We start from the raw sequence: 20402 nt of genomic DNA on the forward strand, positions 1-20402 counted from the left end.
ATGCTTCTCGGCTTGGAAAGGATGAGCAGATTGAAGTACAGCATCATATCAAAGCGAAATATGTGGTCACCTCATTCTTTGAACGGTGGCGTGGCAGGGGAATTTCGATGAACGCACTTCGTGATGCGATGAGCCATGCTGTGCTTGGCTGGGTAAAGCCTGATCTAGATGAAGCTTTGGGCCAAGCACGCCAGGAGATTGAGTTATTCGTTGAGAACCCTGTAGACACTAGTCGGATACTTTCTTGCGCTGATTACCTGCATCAGGTGCAGGGTACCTTGCGAATGCTTGAATTATATGCTCCCGCAATGGTGGCCGAGGAAATGGAACGGCTAGCTAAGGTGATGCAAGTCGATGGAGTCAATGATCGCGAGGAAGCCTGTGCAGTACTGATGCGCGGCACTCTATTGCTGCCTGATTACCTGGAACGCTTGCAGAACGGTCATCGTGATATTCCAATTGTTCTTCTGCCTCTGCTTAACGAGATCCGTGCTGCGCGTGGCGAATCAAGATTGAATGAGAATGTGTTATTTGCTTTCGACCCTGAGGTGCGCAATGCCACTGAGGTTGAACTTGATCATGCACGTAGCAGTCTGACTGGATGTAATCGCCAACTGTTGGATACAGCTGCCAGTGCAGTCAAGGAAGAGTTGCTCCGAGTCAAAGAAGCTTTGGATCTGTATCTGCGTATCGGTGGCGATGTTACTGATTTAAGGACGCAGATTACCGTACTGAGTAGTGTTGCTGATACTTTAGCAATGATGGGTTTGGGCATGGCTGGCAGCTTGGTCCTGCAACAGCGTGATGCGTTATTGCGTATTGTTGAATCTGATGAGAAAGCTGATGAGGCGCTGTTGTTGGAGATCGCTGGCGCATTGCTCCATGTCGATGCTTCCTTGGACAACCAAGTCGCCAACTTGGGTGCAGAGACTGATGCGGATGTGGTTCTGGCAAACGCAGAAACACGTCGGACGTTAGATGTTCTGGCGCATGAGGCGATTAGCAATTTTACTGCAGCCCGTGAATGCTTTATTGCTTTCATTGAGAGTAATTGGGACCAAGCGCGCTTGCTTAAGGTCCCAGGTTTGCTCAGCGAAGTTGGCGGTGCGTTGTCAATTCTTGAGTTGTCACAAGCTGCAAGCTATCTGGAGGGTGTACGCCGTTATATCGAGTGTGAGCTAATTACCAAGCGTCGTGTGCCTGCTGCTCGTCAGCTGGACACTCTGGCTGATGCGATGGCCAGTTTGGAATACTACTTAGAAGCGTTGCGTGAGAGACGTCCTGGACGTGAGGACATACTCGAAATCACACGTAACAGTCTGGAAGCACTCTCTTACTGGCCCATCCCTGCTGAAGAGGGGGATAGCGTTGGTTCCCAACAGAGTACAGATGTGCTGACTTTATCTGCTGTGGCTACAGAATCTATGTCACCTAACGAAGCGCTACCAGAACTGACTGTGGTTGAAGATGGAACGGTTACCTTTCAGGAGGCGGTATCAGAATTACTTACATTAGTTGAGCCAGAAAGCGCCGACATCTTCGACGCATCGCTGGGGGAGCCGATGCAGCCCATTGTTACTGATCTATACGAAGGAGATCGACGCAGCGAGTTGCCCACTGAATCCATGCCTGACGATGAGACGGTTATCCAAAGTATACCTACTGTTGTTGCACCGCTATCGTCTGGAGGTTTCGAAGATGATGTTGGGGTGATTATCGACAGTGATATCCGGGATGTATTTCTTGAGGAGCTTGATGAAGAGCAGGGTAATCTACGGCGCTTGCTGACGATCTGGGGTACTGCGCCGGATGACATGGACAGTTTGCGTCAGATCCGTCGTGTGTTTCATACCCTCAAAGGAAGTGGCCGATTGGTTGGGGCTCTCACCTTGGGTCATTTTGCGTGGAAGATCGAGAACCTGATTAATCGTGTCCTGGATGGTTCACGTGCAGCGAGTCCGGCTGTTGTCGCACTGGTCGAACGTGCCTGTGAAGTGGTACTTCCGGAGATGAATGCCGCTTTACGTGGTAAGGCTTCGATCAGCACTGATTTAGAAGCAACTCAGGCGCTGATTGATTTGGTTGCATCAGGTGAGGAGGCGTTCTATACGTCGCCAGATAGCATTGCTGACGACTCAGCCACATTAAAGTTGGTACCTCAGCTGATTGAGGGGGGCGCGCCTTTTTTCGTGGACAGTGTACTGCGTGAAATCCTTGAAGCCGAGATTGCTAACCATTTGGATACTATCAAGGATTGGTTAAATACTGCTGCTGGCCAATCTTACTCAGTCAACGAGTCATTACTACGTGCCGTACACACGTTGAATGGTGCTTTCGCTATGACTAAGATGCCGGAAATTACCCAGGTTATGCAGTCTGCGGAGACTTATATTAAGCGCCTGCTTACTAAGCACCAAAAAGCAAGCGTTGAAGGGGTGGGTGTGTTATCGGCAATGGCAACAGCGATTGCCGATACCTTGACTGCGTTGCGGAGTGATTCACCGCGTATTCCTTCGTTTGTGTCTTTGGTCTCATGCTTGTCTGAATTAGTGACGACAATGCCTGATGGTGGCCAGTCGCAACAGCAGTACTTTGAAAGTGTGGCAGAACAAAACCTTGAAAGTGTCCCGGAGCAAACACAGGATGTGTCGCTAAGTAACGATGTATTGACTGATGTATACGATTTAAGTGTTAACTTGGATGTGCTTGAGCCATTAAGTGCTGTAGTCGAGCCAGAAAAGCATATTGTTGATAGACCTCAGCATGAGGTAGCGCATCAATACAACAATGTGGCCGCATCGACAATGAGTGATGTGGTGGCAGCTGACAGCAACTTAGATGTAGCAGCACATCAATACGACCTTGTTTCTGGTAACGAGTCACCTGCTGATGAACTTGGGTTGCTGGCTTTTGATGAACCAGCTTTTGAGTTGGTCGATCTCTTCGTTGAGGAGAGTAGCGACCTGCTTGACCATTGTGACAATTTATTAGCAAAGCTGCATGAAGCTCCACAAGACCGTGAGTTATTGGTTGGTTTACAACGTGACTTGCATACGCTTAAGGGCGGAGCACGTATGGCTGGGATCAATGCGATTGGTGATCTGGGTCATAGCATTGAATCGATGTTGGAATCAGTCATGGCTGATTACATTATGCTCAATCGTGATGATATGCGCTTGCTGGAATACAGCTTTGATTATTTGCATCAGATGTTGACACAGACGCGCCAACATCGCGTTGTGACAATGCCCAGCGATCTGGTCGCAACTCTCAAAGCACGTACACAGGGTGCTACGCATGATGGCATGTCAAACTTTGGTGAGGTTGCCGAGCTTTCCTTAATTGCTGATGTTTCTTCAAATACTCTTCTTGATAAAGAATCACAGGTTCTTCCAGATACGCCTGCCATACTCCCTCCGCTGTCGTTGCCAATCCCTTTGGAAGGTCAAGACGAGGACAGCTCTCTGGAACGTTTGGTTCAGGAGCAGGTACGCGTACGTGCTGATCTTCTTGATCGCTTGGTCAACCATGCTGGCGAAGTTGCTATCTATCGTTCGCAGTTGGAGCAGCGTTTAAGTGCTTTCCGTAATGCGATGTCTGAGTTGGGTCGTACCAACACGCGTCTGCGCGATCAGTTACGTCGACTTGATTTGGAAACTGAAGCGCAGATTGTAGCGCGTTACCAACACGAAAAAAGCCTAGTTTCACGTGACTTCGATCCATTGGAATTGGACCGTTTTTCCACTTTGCAACAACTCAGTCGTGCGTTAAACGAATCTGCAGCTGATTTGACGGGTCTACAAGGGGTACTCGACGAGCTGGCACGTCAATACGATGGCCTACTTCAGCAGCAATTTCGGGTTAGCTCAGAGTTACAAGATGGGCTGATGCGTGCACGCATGGTGCCTTTCAATAGCATCTTGCCGCGTTTGCGTCGTGTGGTGCGTCAAGCTGAAGCCGATACTAACAAGCATGTGCATTTAGTGCTGGAAGGTACTCACGGTGAGTTGGATCGCAACGTGATAGATCGTATGGTAGCGCCATTAGAACACATGCTGCGCAATGCGGTAGCACACGGTCTTGAGATGCCTGAGAAACGCCGCGCTGCTGGAAAAGCTGATGAGGGTAAGATCACGATTCAGCTGCAACGCGAAGGTTCTGAAATCCTGTTAAAGGTTTCCGACGATGGAGCTGGTTTGGATCGAGATGCGATTCAGCGTCGTGCCAAGCAGCGTGGTTTGATTCCGATAGATGTCAATCTTAGTGATGCAGAGTTGGATGGAATTATTTTCACCTCTGGGTTCACTACTTATGATGAGGTTAATCAGCTTGCTGGTCGTGGCGTTGGTATGGATGTCGTACGTAGCGAAGTGAGTCAGCTCGGTGGTTCGGTTAGCATCAACTCAGTACGCGGTCACGGCGTAACCTTCACTCTGCGTCTACCGCAGACACTAGCTGTGACCCAGGCAGTATTCATTCGGATTGGTCAGAGCACCTTTGCAGTTCCGGTGGCTTCAGTGATTGGTATCGGACGGATTGCACATGAGCGCTACAAATCTGACCATGAAAGCTACCATTACGATGGAGAACAGTACGTATTGTATGACCTAGGTTTCCTGATTGGGCAGCCTGGAATTCATGCTGATCGCCAACAGGTGCCATTATTATTGGTGCGCACTGGTGATTTGCGCGTTGCAGTAGCAGTCGACGAGGTGCTTGGCAATCGGGAAATTGTGGTCAAACCGGTTGGATTGCAGATCGCTTCGGTACCAGGGATCTATGGAGCTACGATCACTGGTGATGGTTGTGTGATTGTTATTCTGGATTTAGCGCCTTTGGTGCGTCGCTATTTAAATCAGCCGATACATTTGGAGGTTGAAGAAGCACCGGTTACTCAGTCTCAGATGCCATTGGTCATGGTAGTCGATGATTCGCTCACCATGCGTAAGGTAACTAGCCGCGTATTGGAACGCCATAACTTCAGTGTTAGCGTTGCTCGCGATGGTATTGAAGCACTGGAACTGCTTGAAGAACGCATCCCAGACTTGATGTTGTTGGACATTGAGATGCCACGCATGGATGGTTACGAACTAGTCGCTGCTATGCGCGCTGATGATCGCTTCAAGAGTATACCTATTCTAATGATTACCTCTCGCAGCGGTGACAAACATCGTCAACGTGCCTTTGAAATTGGTGTGCAGCGCTATCTTGGGAAACCTTACCAAGAATTTGATTTGATGAAAAATGTATATGATTTATTAGGGGTTGTTCGTGTCCGAGAATGATAGCGTCCAAGGTAAGTTGGTTGCATTACTGGGGTGTGCTGGCTCGGCGAGAAAGCGCTTGCGTGAAGTGTTAATACAAGCAGGTGTTGATCTTGTACTTGAGGAGGATCCTCGTGTACTTGACATACGAATTTTGCTTGGGGTCACACCAGAAGTTGTGGTAATCGCCCTTGAACCAGTAATAGAAGAGGCGCTAGAGACGTTAGATGTGGTGCTGCAGCAGCCTGGCTTGACTGTGATTTTCGATGAGGCCGAATTGATTGCTCGTCGTCAAGGTTGGGAGGCACAACGTTGGAGTCGGCACTTGCTAGCGAAGTTACAAGGTCAAGACAATGCATTGCCACAAGCTATTAATGTTGAAGCAAATCCTGCAATGGATCTAGCACCTAACCTGGAAAATTTGCATGTCGATGATTCAGCAGAGATATCCCTGGAAATACCCACTGATGATGCCGAGTTGGCCTCAAATACTGAACAATTAATGACCTCATTTTCAACAAAGGAACCGGTACTAGCACCATTGCCAGCAGCTCCATTAGCACCACTAGGATCTTGGACGCTTGGTTGGCAATTGGTCGATGAAGTCATCGTTGACCAAACTCGCTCCGAGACATTTAGTCTAGCTCAGAGTTGTGTGCCGCCGCCTTCATTCGGTGCTGTGCTAGTGCTGGCTGGTATCGGTGGGCCCGATGCGATCCGGCGCCTACTCGCCGCATTACCCGCTGGTTTCAAACATCCAGTGTTGATAAAAATGGATGGGCTGGATGGTGGTCAATACATTAATCTAGTCCGCCAAATGGGACGAGTCTCCACTTTGCCAGTTGATCTGGCTGAATCTGGTCATCGCATTCAAGATGGGCGTATTTATGTGCTTCGGGATAATCTGGGCATCTCATTGAGCAACGATGTCTTTGTGTTCTGTATGTCCTCAGAAAATTCAACGGCCCTCCTGGTAGAAAAATTATCCCCTACGAATAGCGCAGTGCTGTTGCTTAGTGGTGCTAGTCCGACCGTGGTTCCAGATATATTAGCGTTTGCCAATCTGGGGGGATGGGTTGCAGGTCAGGCAAGTGCCGGCTGTTACGATCCCACAGCAGCGTCGCTTATCGAGCTTGATGGACAATTTTCCGGTAATCCTACCCAACTAGCACATGCTTTAAGTGCACGTTGGCCGACTAAACATTGATATGTAAGGAAACTACCTTCAATGAGCTATATCAACCAAGATGAAATCCATGGAATTCTTATACAGACTGGTAGCGAACGAGTGCTATTACCAAATGCGGTGGTGGCTGAGGTAATGTCGGGCGTGTCGGTCGAGTCGTTGAACGATGTGCCTTCTTGGTTAGTTGGCAAAATTGTTTGGTACGCCTGGAAGGTACCGTTGGTTTCCTTTGCTCGCTTTATCGGCCTGGATGAGGAAGTGACTACCCAGAGTAATAAGGTGATCCTAATGAAGGCGCTTGGCTGTCACTCTGACCTGCCTTATTTTGCTTTACTTACTGGCTCATTCCCTCAGTTGATTTCGGTATCACGTGACAGCCTACTTGCGGATGCATCTGAGGAGATATTACCGCAGGGAGTACATATGCGTGTACTTCTTAGTGAAACTCAAGCGCTATTGCCTGATCTAGATACAATTGAAAATGCCTTACGCAATGTTTGTGGCCACATTTAACATGTGGTGGGATGAATGTGTTTTGAATTTCTATGTAATTGAAAAGATTACCAAGAGGGCGTGTTTTTTCAGGGTGTGTTTTTTCGTTTTACAAATAAAAGATTGTCTCTCGGTATATACATTTTGCACTCGTAGCTATTGATTTGCTCTTACTCGCTTTATGGAACGAGAGTTAGACACTAAACACCTGCTAAAGAAATAATTAAAGCCCTCTAATCTCTTGAGTTGATGAGATGAACTATTGATTCTTCGATGAGACCACGTATAATCATTAGGGTAAGTATATATACTTTAATTTCCCCAGGATTCATGGATCTCCAATTATTAATATAGCGATATAGCATAGCCTTTTAGAAACATAGTTATTCTTAATATAAGAATAATATTTCTTTGCGGTGGATCCATGCCGGGGGGCTGGGTTCGCCGCTTTTTTTGAGATAGGTAATTAGCTTTAGACTAATTTTATTATCGAAAAATATATTAATTGTATTATTTTCGCTTTACCTCATCGGAGCGTAGTTGACGGATGCGATCTAAATAGCCCCGTTCAATTCCAGTGATGTAATGACCATTGAAGCATGAGGAATCAAATTGCTTGATTTCTTGGTTTCCCTCACGCACAGCGTTTTCTAGATCCTCTAAATCTTGGTAAATCAACCAATCGCAGCCAAGAAGGGATTGTATTTCCTGCTCAGTCCGATCATGTGCGATTAATTCATCTGCAGCTGGCATATCAATGCCATACACATTTGGATAACGCACAGGTGGCGCAGCACTTGCTAAGTACACCTTGCGTGCACCAGCATCTCTTACCATCTGGACAATCTGGCGGCTGGTGGTACCGCGAACAATTGAATCATCAATCAACAGCACCACGCGGTTTCGGAACTCCAGATGGATTGGGTTAAGTTTACGACGTACTGACTTAACTCGCTCTCCCTGTCCCGGCATGATAAAAGTACGGCCAACGTAGCGATTTTTAACGAAACCTTCGCGATACTTTACGCCGAGCACGTTAGATATTTCCAGCGCTGCATCCCGCGAGGTATCCGGTATCGGAATAATGGTGTCGATATCGTGATTCGGGCGCAAGCGCAGGATCTTTTCACCTAACTTCACACCCATACGCATGCGTGCCTTATGTACTGAAATATTATCGATCATCGAATCCGGACGTGCGAAGTAAACGTACTCGAAAATGCATGGAGTATGGTTGGTAGGTGTAGCACAGACCTCTGAAAACAGTTCGCCACGTGCAGTAATCACCACAGCCTCACCTGGACGTACATCGCGTATACGTATAAACCCTAGGATATCGAGTGCAGCTGATTCGGAAGCGACCATATATTCATCACCTTCGGTATGTACACGCTTTCCCAGCACCAACGGACGGATACCGTGTGGATCGCGGAATGCAACAAGTCCCAGCCCTAATATCATGCTCACTACGGCGTAGCCGCCCTTACAGCGGCGATGTACTCCTGCTACAGCACGAATTGCCGCTTCTGGAGTGAGCATACGCTGCGCATCTAACTCATATGCGAATACGTTAAGTAATACTTCGCTGTCAGAGTCGGTGTTGATGTTACGTCGATCCGCTTCGAACACCTGTTGGTGTAGCGCCTCTGTGTTGATAAGGTTTCCATTATGTGCTAGAGCAATGCCGTACGGTGAGTTGACGTAAAAAGGTTGTGCCTCATCCATCCCCTCAGAACCAGCAGTTGGATAACGGCAATGAGCAATCCCAATACACCCATCAAGGACCGCCATACGCTGCTCATCGAATACGTCTCGTACCAAACCATTGGCCTTTTGAACGCGCAAGCGAGTGCCACTGGCCGTGGCAATGCCTGCAGCATCTTGTCCACGATGTTGCAAAACAGTCAAACCGTCATAGAGTTGGCCAGCAACGTTTTGATTGCCAACGATACCGAGGATACCGCACATGATTGAGAGTTCTCCGCTGCAGCTTCTTGGGACTGCATTACTGTGAGTTTGTAGGTGCTGGGCCGTGAACTTTAGATTTTCAGGAGATTATGTTCTCCAGTGTACATATAGTTACTAATAAGTGGTTGTTGGCTTGTAGATGATAGGTTGGACTGGGACGTAATGCGATTTATCGTGTTCATTACTAGACAAAGGGGGGAATACACGGCTGATCAGTTGATTATCGTCTGATACTGATATGTTGATTGAACCCATCCTGTTTATCATTGGCCTTGTCAATGGCAACCGCTGCGGTGTTAATGGAGATGAACGCTGCGGTAACTTAGCACGCATCCATGAGACTCCAGGTTGTAGTAATGGTACCAATCGCGAGTTGCGCCAAACAGGTTCATGCGCCAATGGAGTGTAGCCAATCATCAGTAACAGTAAGCAAGCAATGAAGCCGCCACGAAACGTCCCTAAGGCAAAGCCGAATATGCGGTCTATGTTGTTTAAACGTATTGCGTTGATCCCAGCGTGCATCAGCATACCCACTGCGCCAACTGTCATCAAAGTCCCGATGAACACCAACGCATAACCACACAATATTTCAGTAGTCGATGGAATACCATGGCTTGCTAGCCAATGACTCGCTGTATTGCCAAACTCAAATGTCGCCCAGCTGGCCAGTAGCCAGGAGGAGGTACTTATTATAATGCTGACAAAGCCACGTAATAGGCCCAATAATGCGGAAACCAAGATGATGATGGCTAGGATCAGATCAATCATCGCGGCAGCTTTAATAACGGTGAACTGTAGCCGATCATGTACGAATGCCTTTCATGGAGTTGTAGGGACATTGGTAATCAAGGGTGTGACCGTACCATGCCGATAATGCCGATTTTAGCCGCCACTTGCGCTTTAAGTTGATCCGCAGCTTCCCGTTTAGGCACTGGTCCAACTCTGACACGGTGTAGTGAACCTTGATCAGTGTTGACTTGCTCGACGAATGCATTGAAACCAGCTGCACGCGCACGATCACACAAGGCATTAGCGTCTTCGAGTCGAACAAATGCACCTAATTGCACGGCGAAACCGATACTAGTCTTAGGTGCTATGGGGAATGTTACGGGTGTCTTGGTAGGTGAGGAGGACGATTTAGTAGCAGCTGCGGTAGCGCCAGTAGCAGGAGGTTGAGTGTGTTTCACCGGTAGTTTAGAAGTTTGAGTTTGTACCGGTACAGAAGAGGTTGATTTAAATTGTGAAGGTGTACTTGACACCTGAGGCTTAGCGACGGGACTTTCCGCCTTTGCGTCTAAAACAACCACACGTGCGTTAACGTCGCTTCGTATCTTGATTGCCTCCAGACGCACTGCTTCGGCCTGTGCTTGGTCAGCGTATGGGCCAATACGTACGAGCCAAGCAGCGGCACCGTTGACCTGAGTCTTTTCACTGAATCCCGGCAATTGAGCCTGTTTAAGTCGCACAATCACCTTATTAGCATCAATAGGGCTGGAGTAGGCCCCAAAGTTAACCGCATAGTTACCGGCTGCGACGTCAGGTGGCAATGTTCTTTTTGCGTCAAGGACATCTGAGCTTTCTTTTACTATGTTTTGGGGCGGTTGCAGTGGTGCATTACCTATTTGCGTGGTATTGCTTGTAGTAGTGGGTGAGGGTAAAGGCAATTCACGAGTTTCGAACTTGGCGTCGTTGGGGGCAGATGGCGCTTTTAGGGGCACATCGGCCACACCACTATCAGGGGCGGGCCCCCTGATCAGCAACGGTAAGAATATTACGGCGAGCGCCACTAGAATGACGGCACCGATCAGTCGCTGTTTCAAAGCAATGTCCACTGTTGGAAAGCACCACACTAAAATTAAAGCGTTATAGATTATACGTCTACTGGCAATGCTTCACTCTTGTCAAATGAACCAAGCAGTAGCAAAGCCTCAGCTACGGTATGGAACGAGCCGAATACAAGTACCCGGTCACCTGGAGCCGCAGTTTGTAACGTTTGCTGTAATGCTTCGGTAACGCTTCCGGAAAGGCTGGAAGGTACCACTGATATTTCTGCAAGTCGTCCAGCCAAACATTCAGCCGATTGCCCACGTAAGCAATCCAGCCCAGCCAAGTGCCAATGTGTCACTATCTCAGCCAGAGCAGTAGCGACTCCTAGCACATCCTTATCGACCAGCGCAGCATAGACTGCATGGGTAACGTTACCTTGTATCGGTTGAGTACGCAGCGCAGAAGCGAGTACCTGTGCAGCTTGCGGGTTGTGACCGACATCAAGCAAGACTTGAATAGCTCCTATCTGGAATGCTTGTAACCGTCCAGCAATCGTTGCTTTTGCTATACCGTCGCTCCAAGCTTCAAATGGTAGAGTTCGTGGCAGCGCACGCAACGCAGCAATTGCAGAGGCTGCATTGGCTAGCTGTATTGGTGCACTGAGTGCAGGCAAGGGTAACTCCATGCATAGTGAAACATCCCACCAGCGCCAGTGCTTTTCATTGATTTTTTCGTAGAAAAAATCGCTACCAGCGCGGATCGCATTGGCACCAAGTAAGTAGGCATGGCGCAGAACGCTTGATGGCGGGTCAAGCTCACCCAGCACCACTGGCTTCCAACTTCGAATAATGCCAGCTTTTTCTTTACCGATGGCCTCGCGATCGCTACCTAGCCATTCGGTATGGTCGATGTCCACAGTGGTAATTACAGCCACGTCGGCATCGACTAAATTGACTGCATCCAGGCGCCCACCTAGTCCCACTTCCAGTATCGCCAAATCAAGCACGGCGCGCGAAAATAACCAGAAAGCAGCCAAAGTGCCAAACTCAAAAAAAGTCAGTTCAGTTTGTTTGCGTGCTACTTCAACCCTGGAGAAAGCTTCGACCAGGAGTGCATCATCAACCTCTCTGCCATCAATGCGTACTCGCTCGTTGTACCGCAGTAGGTGGGGTGAGGTGTAGGTGCCGACTTTCCAACCTGCCGCGCGCGCTATCGCCTCAATGAACGCTACTGTCGACCCTTTGCCATTAGTCCCTCCGACTACAATGCAGTGCCGCGCCGGATGGACCAACCCCATTGACTTGGCCACAGCGCTCACGCGCTCCAAGCCCATAGAGATTGACTGCGGGTGTTGTTGTTGGATATATGCAAGCCATTCGGAAAGAGTTTTTTGTGCAGTCATGGTGACTAACAGCCATAGGTAAGACAAACGCAGCTGATTGTTATATACCTTTTAGTAAAAAGGTAGAATTCTTTAATGGAAATTATTTTTTGGCCCCTTTTTTATGCGTCACGAATCACGATTTCCTTTTTTAATAAGTGGATATTCCAGTTCCGTAGAAAGACAAAGAATTTACTGTGCACTAATAGCTCAATAAATATCAAAAATAAGATTTATTATTCATTGAAAAATACATGAGGTAAAAGGTTATTATCTGAGTGGATATTTATTAATCTTATAGCCCTATGATCCTTTAAGGAGAGATTTAAATAACGTACTTTTTTGTTCTAGTTGAGGGTGATTGTATAGGTTGCCACTAGTGTGCTATTTCATTCAAAACTTCAATAAGATGCAATAAATCTATAATTTTAATTAGAATTTACTAGAAAATGGATTTTTATTTTGATCATCTTTAACTACGAAATATCATGAAAATTATTAATAAAGTGTCCTGGATAATATGCTTCAGCCCCTCAATCCCCTTAATTTTTTGAATTTTAAATTACTATTTCATTTTTACTTCATTTAATAATTTTTATGTTTATCTCAGAAGGAGTGTGATTTATTACGCGCAATAAAAATATTAATTAAAGATTCACATGGGAATATCATTGAGTTTATATATTCTTAAATTCGGTGAACTGCTTTTATGTCACCACCTAACTAAAATTTAAGGAAATGTCCTGATGAAACGCATTACTTTTTTCTGCCCATTATTGTTATCGTTGTTACCTGTAAGCTCGGCTATCGCACTGCCATTTCCATTACCACTTAATAAGCAATCAGAAATCATTAAAGCGCTTGATCATGGCCTTCCTGTTTCATTTTCGATCGACCTATCCTACTGTACTCCGGAGGTTGGTACGCTTCCTAGTAGCACGCGTGGTGGTTCACCTATCGAAGGATATCGGCTCACCAACGATGTTTTGTCATTCGCCGAAGCTAAGTTAGTTGTTGAACAAACTACTGGCAAACCGATTCAGCAAGTCATGCGATACTCTGTGTATAAGAATGGCAATGTTCACTTTGAAGCGTACCTATATGACGTTCCGACTTTCGTTCAGAAATCTAAATTTTCTTATAATTGCTCAATTAATAGTGGTGTGAATTTCTACTTAAATTGAAGTTAGAAATTTTGCTGTCCGATCATATTTAGAAATCAGGACGAGATGGATACCATCTCGTCCTGCCGAGCACTTAGCTCATTTATTTTAACCCACGGTTATCTAACAGTGGTTGCACACTCGGATTCTGGCCGCGGAACTGCCGATACAAATCGCCCAACTCAATGCTGTTGCCACGCGAGAGAATTTTGTCGCGGAATATATCGCCATTCTTACGGTCTAGACCACCGTGCTGCTTAAACCACTCGAATGCGTCATCACTCAACACTTCAGACCAAAAGTAAGCGTAATAGCTTGCCGAATAGCCGCCACTCCAAATATGGTCAAAATAGCTAGTGCGATAGCGTGGCGGCACTTCTTTCAGATTGACCTTGTACTTCTTCAGTGCATCGGCTTCGAATTTGTCCACATCCTCCAGTGGCGCATCGGCTGGCAAGGTATGCCAAGCCAAGTCTAGAAGTGCGGCTGAAAGGTACTCGGTAGTTGCGTAACCCTGGTTGAAAGTTTTTGCCTTGCGAATACTGTCCACCAAACTCTGTGGCATGGACTCACCGGTTTGGTAGTGCTTGGCATAATGTGAAAACACCTTTGGATCAGAGGCCCAGTGTTCGTTGAATTGCGACGGGAATTCAACAAAATCGCGTGATGTTGAGGTGCCTGCCAACGAAGGATACTTCACTTTCGAAAACATCCCGTGTAACGCATGGCCAAACTCGTGGAAGAGGGTGGTCACGTCTTTGAAGCTCAATAGTGCCGGCTGGCCAGGTGCAGGCTTAGTAAAGTTGCAAACGTTGTAGACCACGGGTTTGGTCCCGGTGATCGCATTTTGTTCAACGAACACATCCATCCAAGCACCACCGGATTTACTGTCACGTTTAAAGTAATCAGTGTAGAACAGTGCCAACGAGCCGCCGTCATGGTCAAACACCTCGTAAACCTTCATGTCCGGATGGTAAGTTGGTATATCTTTGCGCTCCTTAAAAGTGATCCCGTATAACTGATTGGCGGCGTAGAAAACACCGTTTTGCAGCACGTTGTCGAGCTCAAAATACGGTTTGATTTGCTCTTCATCCAAATTGTACTTGGCTTTGCGCACCTGCTCCGCATAGAAATCCCAGTCAGAGGCAACCAACTCAAAGTGATTCGCTTTAGTATTGACACGTTGCTTATCAATCAATTTTTGAATTTCGGCAGCCTCTTTACGTGCTTTTGCAGTAGCCGCAGGCACGGTATCGTTGAGTAGTTTTAGCGCTGCTTCAGGGGTCTTTGCCATCTGATCTGCCAAGTTATAAGCGGCATAGTTTGGGAAACCGAGTAACTTGGCTTTTTGTGCACGTAACTGAGTTAGGCGCTGCACGATTTGGCGGGTATCGTTAGCGTCACCTTTTTCGGCCCTAGTTTCTGAAGCTTGTAACACCAGAGCACGTAATTCACGATCCTTCAGCGAAGCTGATATAGGTTGTTGAGTGGTATTTTGTAATGCGAGTACGTACTTGTCATTGAGCTTACGCGCCTTGGCAGCCTCCGCTGCTGCAGCAATGTCGCCCTCGCTCAGTCCATCAAGTTTATTTTTTTCATCAACCACAATGGCACTTGCCGCTGTGGCGGCGACTAGCTTAGCGTGAAACTGTGTGGACAGAGTACTCTCTTCTACGTTGATTTTACGTAAAGTTGTTTTATCTGCTTCAGGCAACTGAGCGCCGGCATGTACGAATCCTTCATAATCACGTTCGACCAAACGTTTCTGTAATGGGTCCAAACTAAGCGTGTCACGCTGATCGTAAATTGACTTGATCCGAGTGAACAGCTTGGGATTCAAATAAATCTCATCCTGGTGTGCAGCCAGCTTAGGCGCGATTTCTTCCTGAATCTTTTGGCGCGTATCATTGGTGTCAGCATGTACTAGACCGAAAAAAATTCGTGAGACCCTATCCAAGGTTGTGCCGCTGTGCTCCAGCATTTCGATAGTGTTTTCGAAGGTCGGTGCATCGGGATTCTCAGCAATCTTGGTGATTTCAGCCAGATGTTGCTTCATTCCCTCCTCGAACGCGGGCAAATAATCGCTGTCCTTAATTTTATCGAACGGTGGCGCTTGGAACGGTAAGGAACTGGCCGTTAACAGTGGATTGCTGGTAGTAACTGGCATTTGAGGTGTGGTTGTAGTTTTCTCAGGGATTGCGGAAGATTCTTTGGAAGAACAACCAGCAAGCGATAGACTAATGGCAGCAGCCAAAATGGCGGTACGCGAGATCACGTAAAACTCCAAGAATAATTAGGTAAAGGAATCAGCTGGAAATCTTAACCAGATGTTTGTATCAGTGTCATGTGCCATTGAAGTAACCTAGCATAAGGTGCCAGAGCAGCATGATTGATGCAGGGACCGACTTTATCATCACTGAAATAGCATTTGCTGCAACTAGTGAACTCATTTCTGAAAGCCCATTCAAAAAATCGCACATAACGTAATAATAGGTCATGATCTATTGGACTTACCATACTTCGTTTCAATACCATCGGTAAACCCATATGTGAACCGTGTGCAGTGTGCAACTGATATAACGACTACCTTTAAGTTCTACAATTGAATTGAGTTTTTAAATGTGGCCATTGTTTCCAAATTTGTAATTAAATTCGCGCTATAAGCTATTCTTGCTCTGAAGCAGGTTAAGTGATTTTTTATTTTTCTTAGAATAGCATATAAAAGAAATAAGATTTTATTATTTTATAATCACTATTATTTTTTATTTCATGAACTCATATAAAATTTCTCATGTATTTTTTTGTGCAATTGTTTCTTCTCTACACAAAATTTAACGGCGAGCAGTTTTTACTAGAATAAAATTCATATACAAAAAAACAGCGCTTGCAGAGGACAAGGTGACCTCAAAAGCAATTGAGATGGCCAAGACCGCCCCAATCGCTTTACTGCGTAAGTCATCAAAGTGTCGCGTCTTTAAGCTTTTTTAACGGGCGGGTCTTGATCTTTACCGAAGCTGGCTTGGCAGCAAACCATTGCTCTTCTTTGGTAAAAGGATTGATTCCCTTGCGTTTTGGCTTGGCAGGCACATTGACCGTACTGATCTTCAACAAACCTGGTAGGGTGAAACTACCAACTCCCTTCTTATGCAGTGAGGCATGAATGGTATTCTCCAGAGCACCCAGTAAAGTGCGTACATCCTTGGCTGCCAATGCACTGGATTCAGCCAAGTGAGCTACCAAAGCAGATTTACTCAGTGTTTCTTTGATCGGTTTGATGGTGGCCGGCTTAGCGGTTTGTTTTTTCACTGCCTTCTTCGGAGCAGCCTTCACGTTCTTGGCGATTTTTGCCATGGTGTCCTGTTCCATAAATCAAGTGGTGGTTGGGTCTTGCCGACACCGTAGATCGGCAAGCGCAATAATGTAGGGTAACTGTAGATGGGAGCCAATAGGTTCATAGTAAAGACGATAACAAATCCAGCGGCACAATTGCTGGAAACCACGCATGTACACGTACAAGAATAGCACCATCAATACCATCCATTGGAGATAACTCAGTCGCATTGCCGCTATCAAGCCTATTTGAAAAAAAAAACACATTACAGGAAACGTATGATGTTTGACTTACAACATCGCATTATATCCAGTTGTAACACGACTCATCTTTATGCTACTGCACTCCAGATTGCCAAGTGGTGTGCCATCAGCGTGCCGATGCTGAGGGGAAACATGCCCATAATATTTAGTGAGTGCTCATCGACCTATCCGAAGTTCATCTTGATTGGGCAGGTGAGATGTACTGATACCTCATACGTTAATTTCGACTTGGTGCTTGTTTCCTATAAAGCGATTGCTAATGTGCAGCGGTATTGAAATTTTTTTCTGCATATATACAACCTCTAATATGCATATCCTAACTAAATTAATTAGGAGTACTAGTGTTGTTGGATTGGATTTAATCTTAATTTGGTGCTCTGGAAAACGTTAAATCTTTTAGCTAAGCTAATTACGATAAATAATTCAGGGTGATCTCCCGTGTATCGTATCTTGCTCTCTCTATCACTTTCATTCTTTGCCTTTCCGGTTTTTGCAGGCAACGTAAAGTGCTACAAAGGAAATGCGCCATTGGTTTCCAACGTTGAGGAACGTGAGGTTGCTCAACTGTTTGATCGTTGGAATGCTGCCTTAACCACAGGAAATCCAAATAATGTTGCTGAGTTGTACACACCAGATGCTGTGCTGTTGCCAACCATGTCTAACCAGGTCCGTAGCACTCCAGCTGAAATTCTTGACTACTTTAAGTACTTTTTAGAATTTAAACCTCACGGATACATTAACTACCGTAAAGTGAATCTTCTGGACAAGAACAATGCATTGGATGCTGGTGTCTATACCTTCGTTTTGACCAACAAGGATGGCAGCAAACGTAACGTGCAGGCACGCTACAGCTTCGCTTACACTAAGAGTGATGGAAAGTGGCTGATCGTTAATCACCATAGCTCAGCGATGCCAGAGGGTAAATGCCCCTAATGGTCGGTATCTGTGCCGTGTTTCCGTTTCGCGTTGTAACAGGGTTTGCAAGCCTGTCTGCACATTGCTGCACAGCATGAACATATTCGATCGAGGTTACATCATGGTAATGACAATCGAAGCCCTCAAGCATCTAGGGCGCGTTGATGAATCTCGGGTAGGACGTACTGAACCATTGCCATTGGATAATCGCCATTACGTCAATGGCCATCCACTATGCGATTCCTTCCCGGGTTTGGCGCTGATCCAATTTGGATTAGGTTGTTTTTGGGGTGCAGAACGTCTGTTTTGGCAATTGCCTGGAGTATTCAGTACAGCAGCAGGTTATGCTGGCGGCGGGGTGCCATATCCGACTTATCGTGAAGTCTGTTCTGGGGAGACGGGGCATGCAGAGGTTGTCTTGGTAGTGTATGACCACACTGTTATTTCATTTGAGCAGTTGTTGCAGACATTTTGGGAATCCCATGATCCCACACAAGGGATGCGCCAGGGCAATGATATCGGTACCCAGTACCGTTCTGTGATCCATTGCACTACATCTGAGCAATATGCTGCAGCATCAGCCAGCCGAGAGGTTTACCAGCAACAACTAAATACTGCTGGTTACACTGCAATTACGACAGAGATACTCCATCCGGCACCACCTTTCTACTATGCTGAGAATGAGCACCAACAATATCTTGCAAAACATCCCAACGGCTATTGCGGACTGGGAGGGACTGGAGTGACCTGCGCGATTCGCTTGCAGGTTTGAGTGGCGATATAGAGAGTTCCATATCCACAGGCTCAGGTACATGCGGCCAGCCAGTCCTTGAATTGCAATGGTGGAGTGAAAAGAGCCAGCCATCGCATACTTTTGGTATGCCGCATTTTTTGAATTCGATCTAAACATTCAGGGGAATCATAAATATAGAAACTTCAGCAGTGGCACAAGGCACTTTGATCAGCATCTGGAAAGAATTTGCTTTATCTGCAACATAGCGATCATAAAAAAAACAAAGATTAGCGCGACTTCATAGTGCAAACTCATTTTGGATGCTGAAGCCCAGGAAGAGAGCAAATGGATACTCTTGGCACAGCCAGCATTGCTTTTTACCACGCACACATGCGGTAGCTTCCTCTAGTTCTTTAGGATGATGAAGCTCACATCATCTTGCTTGCGGATGCCCAAGTACACCGCATGCAAGGCAAGCAACACTGTGGCTTTCAAACCTTTAATCATTCCCTGTACCGACAAAATTATTCCTAATCCTGCCTTTGTTGTATCAGTGTGAGTGTGATTGCGTGTGTGGTTTAGCGATAATGTTTGCTACTCTTCGCTTCCATCTTTGCCTGAGAGGCTAGAATTGATGACTTCATCTGCTGCTGCTTCTCATTCCGGCCTGCCAATGCACTGGAAGATGAGCATAGGTTTTCTTGGCGGTTTGCTAATCGGCTTGGCTGCGCACTATTGGGTTGGTGCTGATGTCGTTTGGGTGCAACATGCCACCCATTATCTCACCACACCGTTTTCCAAGTTATTCCTCAATCTGATCTTCATGCTGATTGTGCCCTTGATGTTCTCGGCACTCGTGGTCGGCGTGGCCGAAATGGGGGACATCAGCGCACTCGGTCGCATCGGTTGGCGTACCCTGGGTTATACCGTTGTGCTCTCATCCGTGGCTGTGTTAATCGGATTGGTGCTTGTCAACGTACTCAAACCAGGTGTGGGTGTCGATCCGCAGTTGGCGCAGCAGCTGCTTAGTGAAAATGCGGAGCGTAGCCGCCAGATCGTCGATTCCACAGATACCCAAATCCACGGCATGGATATGCTGTTATCAATCGTACCGAGCAACGTAGTCGCAGCGGCTTCCAGCAACGATGCCATTTTATCGCTGATGTTCTTCACGATCATGTTTGGCATTGGTATGGTTCTGGTGCCGCAGGAGAAGGTAGAGACACTGAAGCGTGCTATTGAGGGTGTATTTGAAGTTTCGATGGTCTTGATTGGACTGGTGATCCGTCTTGCACCCTATGCAGTAGCCTGCTTTATGTTCAACTTGACGTCGTTATTCGGCCTAGAGTTGTTGATACGGTTGGCGGCTTATGTCGGTGTTGTGGTCCTGGGGTTGTCGCTGCATATGTTTGTTACCTATGGTTTAGCAGTATGGTGGGCGGGGCGTTCACCGCTGCGTTTTTTCCGCGAAACTCAAGAAGCAACCTTGATGGCGTTCTCTACAGCCTCTAGCAATGCCACTTTGCCAACCGCGCTGCGTGTTGCTGACGATATGAAGCTACCGAAAAAAATTTCGCGTTTCGTACTGACCATTGGTGCAACTGCTAATCAAAATGGCACGGCATTGTTTGAAGGTTTGACCGTCATTTTCCTGGCGCAATTTTTTGGTGTGGACCTCAGTTTTAGTCAGCAAGCGATGGTCATGGCAGTATGCATCCTGGGTGGCATCGGCACCGCTGGTGTACCGTCCGGCTCGCTTCCAGTGGTGGCACTCATCTGTGCCATGGTCGGGGTTGATCCTGTCGGTATTGGGCTGATTTTGGGGGTGAACCACTTCCTGGACATGTGCCGCACTGCATTAAATGTGACTGGCGATCTAGCATTGACTACATTGGTGTGCAGAGGCGAGCCTCAGGCAGAAGGAAGTGCTTAGTGGCTT

13 protein-coding genes are annotated in these 20402 nt (G+C 46.8%); 7 read left to right on the top strand and 6 right to left on the bottom strand.

All coding sequences use genetic code 11. The annotated features are described in order from the left end of the window. Positions 1–107: 107 nt before the first annotated feature. Genes F7G16_RS08015 through F7G16_RS08025 form a run of 3 tightly spaced genes read left to right on the top strand, consistent with a single transcriptional unit; the run spans position 108 to position 6963 of the window. On the top strand, positions 108–5285 hold the full coding sequence (locus F7G16_RS08015; protein WP_004572849.1) for an Hpt domain-containing protein: 5178 nt from the start codon (positions 108–110) through the stop codon (positions 5283–5285). Next, the gene (locus F7G16_RS08020) at positions 5272–6471 is read left to right on the top strand and encodes a chemotaxis protein CheB (protein WP_004572850.1); all 1200 of its coding nucleotides are present in this window, start codon (positions 5272–5274) and stop codon (positions 6469–6471) included. Before F7G16_RS08015 ends, F7G16_RS08020 begins: the two co-directional genes overlap by 14 nt. A 21-nt stretch (positions 6472–6492) precedes the next feature. Further along, complete coding sequence (locus F7G16_RS08025) at positions 6493–6963, top strand: chemotaxis protein CheW (RefSeq protein ID WP_004572851.1); 471 nt, start codon at positions 6493–6495, stop codon at positions 6961–6963. 489 nt (positions 6964–7452) lie between these two features. Here F7G16_RS08025 and purF read toward each other — a convergent pair whose 3' ends face one another. From purF to folC, 4 genes are all read right to left on the bottom strand, one after another. Then, complete coding sequence (gene purF / locus F7G16_RS08030; RefSeq protein WP_004085453.1) at positions 7453–8910, bottom strand: amidophosphoribosyltransferase; 1458 nt, start codon at positions 8908–8910, stop codon at positions 7453–7455. 114 nt (positions 8911–9024) lie between these two features. Further along, on the bottom strand, positions 9025–9678 hold the full coding sequence (locus tag F7G16_RS08035; RefSeq protein ID WP_004572852.1) for a CvpA family protein: 654 nt from the start codon (positions 9676–9678) through the stop codon (positions 9025–9027). Between the two features lie 77 nt (positions 9679–9755). Further along, positions 9756–10742 carry an SPOR domain-containing protein gene (locus tag F7G16_RS08040; RefSeq protein WP_004572853.1) on the bottom strand — a complete coding sequence of 329 codons (987 nt, stop codon included), beginning with the start codon at positions 10740–10742 and terminating at the stop codon, positions 9756–9758. A gap of 38 nt (positions 10743–10780) precedes the next feature. Next, the gene (gene folC / locus F7G16_RS08045; RefSeq protein ID WP_004572854.1) at positions 10781–12079 is read right to left on the bottom strand and encodes a bifunctional tetrahydrofolate synthase/dihydrofolate synthase; all 1299 of its coding nucleotides are present in this window, start codon (positions 12077–12079) and stop codon (positions 10781–10783) included. A 725-nt stretch (positions 12080–12804) separates the two neighbouring features. Between folC and F7G16_RS08050 the strand changes: the two genes are divergently transcribed. After that, positions 12805–13242: a VirK family protein gene (locus tag F7G16_RS08050; protein WP_004572855.1), complete on the top strand. Its 438-nt coding sequence runs from the start codon at positions 12805–12807 to the stop codon at positions 13240–13242. A gap of 82 nt (positions 13243–13324) precedes the next feature. Here the strand turns inward: F7G16_RS08050 and dcp are convergent, their stop codons facing one another. Both dcp and F7G16_RS08060 read right to left on the bottom strand, forming a co-directional pair. Then, the gene (gene dcp / locus F7G16_RS08055; RefSeq protein ID WP_038232005.1) at positions 13325–15493 is read right to left on the bottom strand and encodes a peptidyl-dipeptidase Dcp; all 2169 of its coding nucleotides are present in this window, start codon (positions 15491–15493) and stop codon (positions 13325–13327) included. Positions 15494–16179: 686 nt separating this feature from the next. Next, positions 16180–16572 (bottom strand): HU family DNA-binding protein, encoded by a 393-nt coding sequence (locus tag F7G16_RS08060; RefSeq protein ID WP_004085448.1) that lies wholly within the window; start codon positions 16570–16572, stop codon positions 16180–16182. A gap of 681 nt (positions 16573–17253) precedes the next feature. Between F7G16_RS08060 and F7G16_RS08065 the strand changes: the two genes are divergently transcribed. The 3 genes from F7G16_RS08065 (at position 17254) to F7G16_RS08075 (ending at position 20396) form a co-directional block, all read left to right on the top strand. After that, positions 17254–17748 (top strand): SgcJ/EcaC family oxidoreductase, encoded by a 495-nt coding sequence (locus F7G16_RS08065; protein WP_011097819.1) that lies wholly within the window; start codon positions 17254–17256, stop codon positions 17746–17748. A gap of 103 nt (positions 17749–17851) precedes the next feature. After that, positions 17852–18502, top strand: coding sequence for a peptide-methionine (S)-S-oxide reductase MsrA (gene msrA, locus F7G16_RS08070; protein WP_011097820.1), 651 nt, complete (start codon positions 17852–17854; stop codon positions 18500–18502). Positions 18503–19097: 595 nt separating this feature from the next. Next, the gene (locus F7G16_RS08075; protein WP_004572863.1) at positions 19098–20396 is read left to right on the top strand and encodes a dicarboxylate/amino acid:cation symporter; all 1299 of its coding nucleotides are present in this window, start codon (positions 19098–19100) and stop codon (positions 20394–20396) included. Positions 20397–20402 lie beyond the last annotated feature (6 nt).

The organism is Xylella fastidiosa (assembly GCF_011801475.1).
GTDB lineage: Bacteria > Pseudomonadota > Gammaproteobacteria > Xanthomonadales > Xanthomonadaceae > Xylella > Xylella fastidiosa.